4 protein-coding genes and 2 pseudogenes are annotated in these 2147 nt (G+C 65.7%); all 6 read right to left on the reverse strand.

Annotated features, from left to right (window positions below; all coding sequences use genetic code 11):
* Nucleotides 1–196: pseudogene (locus G6W55_RS37400) on the reverse strand (30S ribosomal protein S5); the annotation flags it as partial.
* Nucleotides 197–239: 43 nt separating this feature from the next.
* Nucleotides 240–623: a 50S ribosomal protein L18 gene (gene rplR / locus G6W55_RS37405; RefSeq protein WP_030788252.1), complete on the reverse strand. Its 384-nt coding sequence runs from the start codon at nt 621–623 to the stop codon at nt 240–242.
* A 3-nt stretch (nt 624–626) separates the two neighbouring features.
* Nucleotides 627–1166: a 50S ribosomal protein L6 gene (gene rplF / locus G6W55_RS37410; RefSeq protein ID WP_030788255.1), complete on the reverse strand. Its 540-nt coding sequence runs from the start codon at nt 1164–1166 to the stop codon at nt 627–629.
* 23 nt (nt 1167–1189) lie between these two features.
* Nucleotides 1190–1588: a 30S ribosomal protein S8 gene (gene rpsH / locus G6W55_RS37415; RefSeq protein WP_030788259.1), complete on the reverse strand. Its 399-nt coding sequence runs from the start codon at nt 1586–1588 to the stop codon at nt 1190–1192.
* A 213-nt stretch (nt 1589–1801) separates the two neighbouring features.
* Complete coding sequence (locus G6W55_RS37420; RefSeq protein ID WP_030890724.1) at nt 1802–1987, reverse strand: type Z 30S ribosomal protein S14; 186 nt, start codon at nt 1985–1987, stop codon at nt 1802–1804.
* 5 nt (nt 1988–1992) lie between these two features.
* Nucleotides 1993–2147: pseudogene (locus G6W55_RS37425) on the reverse strand (50S ribosomal protein L5); the annotation flags it as partial.

Genomic DNA, 2147 nt, shown 5'->3' on the forward strand with positions numbered 1-2147 from the left:
CACCGTCGCCCACCACGACCAGCGCGGTGAAGCTGAAGCGACGACCACCCTTCACAACCTTGGCGACACGGTTGATCGCGACGACGCGCTCAACGTACGCGGTCTTCTCGGCGGCAGCAGCGCCGCCGTCACGGCCCTTCCGGTCCCGCCGCTCGCCGCCACCGGCACCGCCACCGCGGCGCTGGGGTCCAGCCATTGGAATTACCTCTCTCTGTCTCCGCTAGCTACGGAACCAGGGCTCAGAACTTGAGCCCGGCCTCGCGGGCGGCGTCCGCCAGGGCGGCGATGCGCCCGGCGTACTGATTGCCACCACGGTCGAACACGACTGCCTCGACACCGGCGGCCTTGGCGCGCTCGGCGACCAGGGCGCCGACCGACTTGGCCTGCGCGGACTTGTCGCCCTCGCCACCGCGGATCGTGCTGTCCAGGGTGGACGCCGACGCCAGGGTGTGACCCTTGATGTCGTCGATGACCTGGGCGACGATGTGGCGGTTCGAGCGCGTCACGACGAGGCGCGGACGCTCGGCCGTACCCGAGATGTGCTTACGGATCCGGATGTGGCGACGCTTGATCGCGGCACGCTTGTAAGCGTCGCCCTTGAGGATCTTCTGCCCGTATGCCATGGCTTACTTACCCGCCTTTCCGACCTTGCGGCGGATGACTTCGCCCTCGTACTTGACGCCCTTGGCCTTGTACGGGTCGGGCTTGCGCAGCTTGCGGATGTTGGCCGCAACCTCGCCGACCTTCTGCTTGTCGATGCCCTCGACCGAGAACCGGGTGGGGGCCTCCACCTTGAAGGTGATGCCCTCGGGGGCCTCGACGGTGATCGGGTGGCTGTAACCGAGCGCGAACTCGAGGTTCGAGCCCTTCGCGGTCACGCGGTAACCGACACCACTGATCTCGAGCTTCTTCACGTAACCCTGGGTCACGCCGGTGATCATGTTCGCCACCAGCGTGCGGGACAGGCCGTGCAGGGCCTTGCTCTGACGCTCGTCGTTGGGACGGGTGACGTTCAGAACGCCGTCCTCGCCCTTGGCGATCGCGATCGGCGAGACGATCGTGTGGGTCAGCGAGCCCTTGGGGCCCTTGACCGACACCGTCTGGCCGTCGATGGTGACGTCCACGCCGGCGGGAACCGTGATGGGGAGCTTGCCAATGCGCGACATAGCTGTCTCTCCGTTCCCTTCCGCTACCAGACGTAGGCGAGAACTTCTCCGCCTACGCCCTTCTTGCCGGCCTGCTTGTCGGTGAGGAGACCGTGCGACGTGGAGATGATCGCCACGCCGAGGCCGCCCAGCACCTTCGGCAGGGAGGTGGACTTCGCGTACACCCGGAGACCGGGCTTGGAGATCCGCTTGATGCCCGCGATGGAGCGCTCACGGTTCGGGCCGAACTTCAGCTCGAGGGTGAGGTTCTTGCCGACCTCGGCGTCCTCGACCTTCCAGCCCGTGATGAAGCCCTCCTGCTGGAGGATCTCCGCGATGTGCGACTTGATCTTGGACGCCGGCATCGTCACGGAGTCGTGGTACGCCGAGTTCGCGTTCCGCAGACGCGTCAGCATGTCTGCGATCGGATCAGTCATGGTCATGAATTGGCCTGTGGCCTCTCTCGCCGGGGTTTCCTGGTGCGCCATCCCTCTCCCCGATCCGAGACGGGACGGGTGCGGCGCGGTGGACCTACGGCGTAGTAAGTCGTACGGGCGACTGTCAGGCGCCCAACCCTCCAAGCCTAAGCCATGAAGAGGTGGGCGCCTGACACGCCCATTGCTTACCGAGAGCCTCCGGAACCCCTAAATAGGGGTTTACCAGGAGCTCTTGGTCACGCCCGGCAGCTCGCCGCGGTGAGCCATCTCACGAAGGCACACACGGCAGAGGCCGAACTTGCGGTACACGGAGTGCGGACGGCCGCAGCGCTGGCAACGGTTGTACGCACGCACAGCGAACTTCGGCTTGCGAGCAGCCTTAGCGATCAGAGCCTTCTTCGCCATCTCGCTCACGCCTCCTTGAAGGGGAAGCCGAGGTGACGAAGGAGCGCGCGGCCCTCAGCGTCGTTGGTCGCCGTGGTGACCACGGTGATGTCCATACCCCGGACACGGTCGATCTTGTCCTGGTCGATCTCGTGGAACATGACCTGCTCCGTGAGACCGA

The organism is Streptomyces sp. CAI-85 (assembly GCF_013363615.1).
Lineage (GTDB): Bacteria > Actinomycetota > Actinomycetes > Streptomycetales > Streptomycetaceae > Streptomyces > Streptomyces antibioticus_B.

What these genes read in the sequence shown, in the direction of transcription:
- rplR (WP_030788252.1), bottom strand. Translation starts at nt 623, where the DNA reads ATGGCATACGGGCAGAAGATCCTCAAGGGCGACGCTTACAAGCGTGCC.
- rplF (WP_030788255.1), bottom strand. Translation starts at nt 1,166, where the DNA reads ATGTCGCGCATTGGCAAGCTCCCCATCACGGTTCCCGCCGGCGTGGAC.
- rpsH (WP_030788259.1), bottom strand. Translation starts at nt 1,588, where the DNA reads ATGACCATGACTGATCCGATCGCAGACATGCTGACGCGTCTGCGGAAC.
- G6W55_RS37420 (WP_030890724.1), bottom strand. Translation starts at nt 1,987, where the DNA reads ATGGCGAAGAAGGCTCTGATCGCTAAGGCTGCTCGCAAGCCGAAGTTC.